The sequence below is a fragment of the Pseudogracilibacillus amylolyticus (SeqCode) genome (assembly GCF_051918545.1).
Classification (GTDB): domain Bacteria; phylum Bacillota; class Bacilli; order Bacillales; family Amphibacillaceae; genus Pseudogracilibacillus.
In genome coordinates, this window is sequence record NZ_JBPPZG010000219.1 from 1 (window position 1) to 6,284 (window position 6,284).

A 6,284-nucleotide genomic window follows, 5' to 3' on the forward strand; every position below is an offset into this window, starting at 1 on the left:
TTTAGTAACGTGACTGAAAAAGACCGGCGACCACTATCACGTCTTGTTCCCCAAAATTACCAACTTCCGCTCATAACTGGGATGGTAACTATTTTGCTCATGCTTTTAGCCTTATCTTTATATTAAAATCGAAACAGTGACTCCCATTGCGTGAGCGAACTTAATCTCCCTTCCAATTGTTGTAAACTAGCACAATATTCCAGGTCATCTATTTCAAATTAATTCAGCTGATTATCTGGGGTAATGCGCTATTATTTTCACTTTATTTCATATGTGAAAAAGAATATGCACTCTATTTCTCTACTATTTCACATTAGCGTTGCATAAATGAAAATAAAATTTGTCAAGTAATTTTGCTTAGAAAGTTAATTATCATTTATTCCGAATCTTGGTAACTTAAGCTTTAAATCCATGAAAAAACCCCTTATAATTGGGATAGGTAGTTCTGTCCAAATCCCAAATTATAAGGAGGCAATATGGACAAGAATACCACAAAATCCACAATAAATGAACTGTTAAAAATACTAGATGAAGAAAAATTTCTTAAGGTCATCAACGTTTCAAACATTGACCACTACATCAAAAAGTTTACGGCTTACAATTTTCTTCAGCTGTTTATTATTGCCCAGGTGAATGAGGCAGAAAGTTTGCGAGATTTATCTAAACGAACGAAAGATCAGGAAGAAATACAAACATTCATTGATATAGATTCCATCAGCTCATCGCAGCTTTCCCGTAAACAAAGTGCTTTATCATCGCAGCTATTTGAAAAAGTGTTTCGTCACCTTGTTTTTGAAATACAAGCACGAATGAAAAACAAGGCAATTTTACGGGATATTGGCAAGTTGTTAGTCATTGATTCCTCAACGATATCCATGGGTTTAAGTCAGTATCCTTGGGCAACTTTTCGAAAAAAAAAAGGCTGGTGTTCGAATTCATCTGAAAGTTGTCGTAACGAAGGATTTGACTATCCCGGATAAAGCTGTCCTTTTACCTGCAAAGCATGCAGATCGTACCCAAATGAATGAGTTAATCGACATCGACTCGAACGCCATTCACCTGTTTGACCGGGGGTATAATGACTACAAACAATTTGATAAACTGTGTTTCGAGGATGTTCTATTTATCACAAGAATAAAGAAAAATGCTGAAATTGAAGTTCTTTCTGTACAGGTACCAGACTTAGAAAACAACATTTTTCTGGACCAAGAAGTTTGCTTGGGAAACACTCAAAATGGAACCAAGATGACCCATCCGTTACGTCTTATTAAGACAAAAGATAGCGAAGGCAATGTTGTAATCCTTATTACAAATTGCTTTGATATGTCTGCCAAAGAAATTGGGGATCTCTATCGTTATCGCTGGAAAATCGAAACATTCTTCAAATGGATGAAACAACATTTAAAACTAAAATCATTTTATGGTAAGAGTGAAAACGCCGTATATACACAGATTTGGATCGCATTAATTACGTACTGCTTAAAGGTTTTACTGCAATTGAAATTCAATCATGAAGGTCCTTTATTGGAATTGACGCGAAGCCTTCGTAATCTCCTATTTAAACCGTTAGATGCGTTTATCCGTTCCCTTTTCAGGAAGCCAACACGAAAGTCGAAAGGTCGCAGAAAACAGGATTGGGAGACTGAATTTCAATGGCTAGTAAACCAATACGAAAGAGGCGAGGTGGAACATCTTAACGAATTGTTTACGATCCTATCTTCATTTAATCAACAATTGAAAATAATCAAAAAGTGATTATTGCAGATGAATTGAGCCACGAGTGCGGAGTTTTGAGCCAGTGATTGCGGAAGAAAGAGCCACTCTCGGCGGACTAGAGAGCCCAGCTTATAGAAATGGAAGAGCCTCCTGTATAATTGAGACTGCATGCCAATATGCATGACTCTATTATACAGGAGGTTTTTTTGTGATTAATTATCGTAAGATTCTGGAACTGTATTTTGAGGATGTCAGTCAGAGAACAATAAGTTCAAGTACGGGCCATTCAAGAAATACAGTCTCCAACGTCGTTCGTAAAGCCAAGAAACTTGGCTTAGAAAGTTTGGACGACACCATGACCAATCCGTGGCTGGAATCGTTTCTTTTCCCAGAGAAACAAGCTATCGAGAAAGGTTACTTTCCCGTCGATTGGGAGAAGGTTCATAAAGAATTACAGAAAAAGAATATCACTCTAGCTTTATTGCATAAAGAATATGCAGATGAAGCTCGTGAAGGCGGCAAGATACCTTATGCTTATCGTACTTTTACCGAGAACTACGGAAAGTATGCCAAAAAGCATAAGCTAACGATGCCTATTCGAAGAAAACCAGGTGAAATTATGGAAGTAGATTGGGCTGGTTCCACGCTGGAAATTAAAGATCGCTCTACTGGCGAGATTTTATCTGCGTATGTATTTGTAGCTACCTTGCCTTACAGCCAATTGAGTTATGTCGAGGCATTCTTAGATATGAAGTCCGCAAACTGGCTGACGGCTCATATTCACGCATTTGAATATTTTGGAGGTGTTCCTGAAGTATTAGTTCCAGATAATTTAAAGACCGGAGTGACAAAAGCTCTTAGAAGTGAACCTCTTTTAAATGAAGCCTATCGTGAACTGGCTGATTACTATCGTACAGTTGTCGTTCCAAGTCGTGTTCGTAAACCAAAGGATAAACCGAGTGTCGAGGGTTCGGTTGGACATGTATCAAGACAGATTATTGCTTCTCTAAGAGACTATCAGTGTTTTCATCTGGAGGACTTAAATCAACAGATTTTTAGAAAGTTGGAGGATCTTAATACGCTCGATTTCCAAAAGCGTCCGGGCTCAAGAAAAAAAGTGTTTGAGGAAGAAGAGAAATCCTATCTTCAAGCTCTTCCTCAAACTAGATACAAACTTACAGAATGGAAAATAGCAAAGGTTCAACTGAACTACCACATCCAAGTTGAACGCATGTATTATTCCGTTCCATATGACTATGTCCGTGAATCTGTCGATGTTCGACTGACTACGGATCTAATTGAAGTGTACTTCAAAGAAACAAGAATTGCATCCCACAAACGATTGAAGGGAGAAATTGGTCAGTATTCTACGAACACTGATCATATGCCAGATAATCACCGATTATATCTAGAACATAATCCGGAAAACAATAAAAAGTGGGCAGAATCTGTAGGCCCTTCTATGACACAATTTGTTTCTTATATCTTAAGAAATAACATAGAAAAAAAGCACTAAACATCTTGAGTACATTACGGAATCTATCAACCAAACATTCGAAGGATGATTTAGAACAAGCAACACAAACTTTACTCGATATATCAACGAATCCAACGGTTTCTGTTTTAAAAAGCATACTCGATCGTAAAAAGAAGCAACAGAATAATAAAAAGGAAGATAGAAATAATCTTCAAACTCAGAAGGAAGATTATGGCTTCGTACGTGGAGCTAAATACTTTGGGAGGGATAGTAAATGATGAACGAAGAAACATTACGCAAATTAACTGAAATGAGAATGGGAGCAATGGCAGAGCTATATCAACAGCAGTATCAAAATAGAGAATATAATGATATGGATTTCGACGAGCGTTTTAATTTATTGGTAGATTATGAGTATGATCGCCGTAAAACGAATAAACTAGAGCGTTTAATAAAACAGGCAACATTCAACGACCCGACTGCAGCTATTGAGGATATAGAATATCATCCTGACCGTAGGTTAGATAAGAACTTAATCTTAGAATTAGCAACGGAAAATTATATTCAAAATCACCATAATATCATTTTGATGGGGGCTTCAGGGAACGGGAAAACATGGATATCAAATGCCTTTGGAATTCAAGCGTGTCGGCAGTTTTATAAAGTGAAGTATATTAGACTACCAGAGTTACTTGACGAATTAGCTGTTGCGAAGTATGAAGCCGATGGCAGTTTCCGAAAGCTAATCCAAAAATATAAGAAGATCGACTTATTGATTCTCGATGAATGGTTATTAACCGAACTATCAGAGGAGAATGTACTTCATGTATTTGAAATAATTGAAGCAAGACTAAAGCGAACATCCACGATATTCTGTTCTCAATTCTCACCTGAAGGATGGCATTCTAAGTTAGGACAAGCACAGATAGCCGATGCGATTTTAGACCGCATTGTGCATGATTCTTACAAAATACTAGTTGATGGGGAAGTTTCAATGAGAGAGCGTCACGGATTGGCAGTATCTCGGTAAGTCCTGAAAAAGTAGAGGCTCGGTTCTATTGATTTAAATAGTAGCGTAGCTATTGGAGACTTAAATGTTTCCAATAGCTGTTTATACTTCAACACTACTGGCTCTCGGCTCCGCACTTACTGGCTCTATTATCCGCAAATGGTGGCTCAAAAGACTGCACAGCTGGCTCAATCCGTCCGCAATACTCAAAAAGTGGATGAGAACTACCGTTTAGGTTTTTTTCCGCATAATAACACGTCCTTTTGTATAGATTTGGATTGGTACCTTAATCATAACAAAAGTCTAGTGTTTATGCGGTTTTTTGCGCCTTAATTATCCTTTTAAAATACATTTATTATTGATTTTTCAAGGTGCGAAACTCAAGTAATCACTCCACAACCTATAATTTGTTACTGGCATTTTCTACTATTGGTTAAACGGTGAAGGCAGTTAAACTAATAAAGTTCAATTTGTTATACACTGAAACAGTAGCTCATCTTAGTATTTTGACACACGTGAGAACTTTAATCGTAATTGCAAGACAAATAGCTTAGTCCCATTTCGAACTAAGCTATAACATTTATTCCCGCTTCAAATAATTCTCTAGTTTCTTAGCACAAATCATTATTGAGCTTTCCCTAGATAGATAACAAAGAACTTACTTCATTTATAAAATACTTTACTTTCCCATTGTCACTTGGCTTAATAACATTAGTGAATTGAATGTCCCAGATTAAATCTGTGCCAAATAAACTATTTACTTCATTTAAAAACATTTTTTGGATTTTCCCTTTAATATGTTCCTTACTAGTTGTTTTCAATACTAGTTCTACCCTAAATAAAGAATAATGCTTTTGAGTAACTTGAAATTGTAGAATGGCATCATTTAAATCTTGATTAATTTTTGAAACAATGTAATAAAACTGACTTGAATTGAATCGTTTTCCATTATTTAAAATAGCATAATCTACAGTTCTACCAAAGTTTAAATTTATAATGGGTGAGGTATTTCCACATTTACACTTGGAATCATAGTCAATTACCCCTAAATCACCGGTTGAATATCGAATCAATGGCATTGCAAAGTTGTTTAAAGTAGTTATTAATATCTCACCATAATCTGTCGTATCATTGGAGTTTCTTTGACTTTTAACCGCTTCTACAATTACATTGTCCTCCAAGCAGTGAAAACGTCCTGCTGGACATTCTAAGGAGATACCGTAAGATTCAGCAGTACCGTAATTATCTATAACTGGGCAGCCAAAACATTCTTTTATTTTATCTTTTATAGGCTGTGTGACGAATTCACCAGCTAACTCTATATATTTTATACTTGGTGGTACTTGTAAGTTATTTTTTAGAATAAAATTAGAGAACAGATAGATAGCGCTAGCCGGACCAAATATCCATTCAACCTTAAAATCTAAGAGTTTTCTATAATAGACATTCAAGTCTTCATCGTTTAATGCCAGTAGACTTAAAGAGATTGTATTCTCATCCCTAAAAAACATCTTCTTATTAATTATCTTACCCTTGTCACGAGTAAATATATGAAATACCGCCTTTAGACTATCGGGTGAAACACCGTAGATCCGGCTTCTAATTTTCCAAAGTGAGAAACCAGCTCTGATAATATCTTCCTTACTCTTAAATATTTCTAGTGGTGTTCCGGTAGTACCGGACGTATATAAGCGGAGCAATTTATCTTTTTCATACTGATTTGATAGAAATTCAGTTGGACTTTTTAAGATATATTCTTTTTTTAATATTGGAATATCATTGAGACTTTTCACATCATTTTTTTGGAATAATTTCCTATAGTAAGGTACTGTTCTTCTAGCATGACCTAAAATTTCTTCTAACTTAGCACTCATATATTACATCCTTTAATATGTTTTTCCGAATATTTTTTCACTTGTATAGATACCACCTCTTGGATCTAACCTTAAACTTAAATTTTCATCGTATTTACGGAATACCTTTATAAAATAGGGTCAACACCAAAACCAATGGTTGATATTGATAGGTAAATATGGTAATGGTGCTAAATAAATGAAAAACATCTGCCTCCCTGTTATTCTT

6 protein-coding genes are annotated in these 6,284 nt (G+C 35.8%); 5 read left to right on the plus strand and 1 reads right to left on the minus strand.

Annotation, left to right across the window (positions count from 1 at the left end):
- The first annotated feature begins 476 nt into the window (after positions 1 to 476).
- From ACPYKA_RS17680 to istB, 5 genes are all read left to right on the plus strand, one after another.
- Positions 477 to 980: a DUF4372 domain-containing protein gene (locus ACPYKA_RS17680; protein WP_479543525.1), complete on the plus strand. Its 504-nt coding sequence runs from the start codon at positions 477 to 479 to the stop codon at positions 978 to 980.
- The gene (locus ACPYKA_RS17685) at positions 964 to 1,755 is read left to right on the plus strand and encodes an IS4 family transposase (RefSeq protein WP_479543526.1); all 792 of its coding nucleotides are present in this window, start codon (positions 964 to 966) and stop codon (positions 1,753 to 1,755) included. The genes ACPYKA_RS17680 and ACPYKA_RS17685 overlap by 17 nt, the downstream gene beginning before the upstream one ends.
- A gap of 169 nt (positions 1,756 to 1,924) precedes the next feature.
- Positions 1,925 to 3,232: an IS21 family transposase gene (gene istA, locus ACPYKA_RS17690; RefSeq protein ID WP_479543527.1), complete on the plus strand. Its 1,308-nt coding sequence runs from the start codon at positions 1,925 to 1,927 to the stop codon at positions 3,230 to 3,232.
- 5 nt (positions 3,233 to 3,237) lie between these two features.
- Positions 3,238 to 3,471 carry a hypothetical protein gene (locus ACPYKA_RS17695; RefSeq protein ID WP_479543528.1) on the plus strand — a complete coding sequence of 78 codons (234 nt, stop codon included), beginning with the start codon at positions 3,238 to 3,240 and terminating at the stop codon, positions 3,469 to 3,471.
- Entirely contained in the window at positions 3,468 to 4,223 is a 756-nt protein-coding gene (istB, locus tag ACPYKA_RS17700; protein ID WP_479543529.1) for an IS21-like element helper ATPase IstB, read from the plus strand. The genes ACPYKA_RS17695 and istB overlap by 4 nt, the downstream gene beginning before the upstream one ends.
- 617 nt (positions 4,224 to 4,840) lie before the next feature.
- On the opposite strand, the gene ACPYKA_RS17705 is transcribed toward istB, so the two are convergent.
- Complete coding sequence (locus ACPYKA_RS17705; protein WP_479543530.1) at positions 4,841 to 6,076, minus strand: phenylacetate--CoA ligase family protein; 1,236 nt, start codon at positions 6,074 to 6,076, stop codon at positions 4,841 to 4,843.
- Between the last annotated feature and the right edge of the window lie 208 nt (positions 6,077 to 6,284).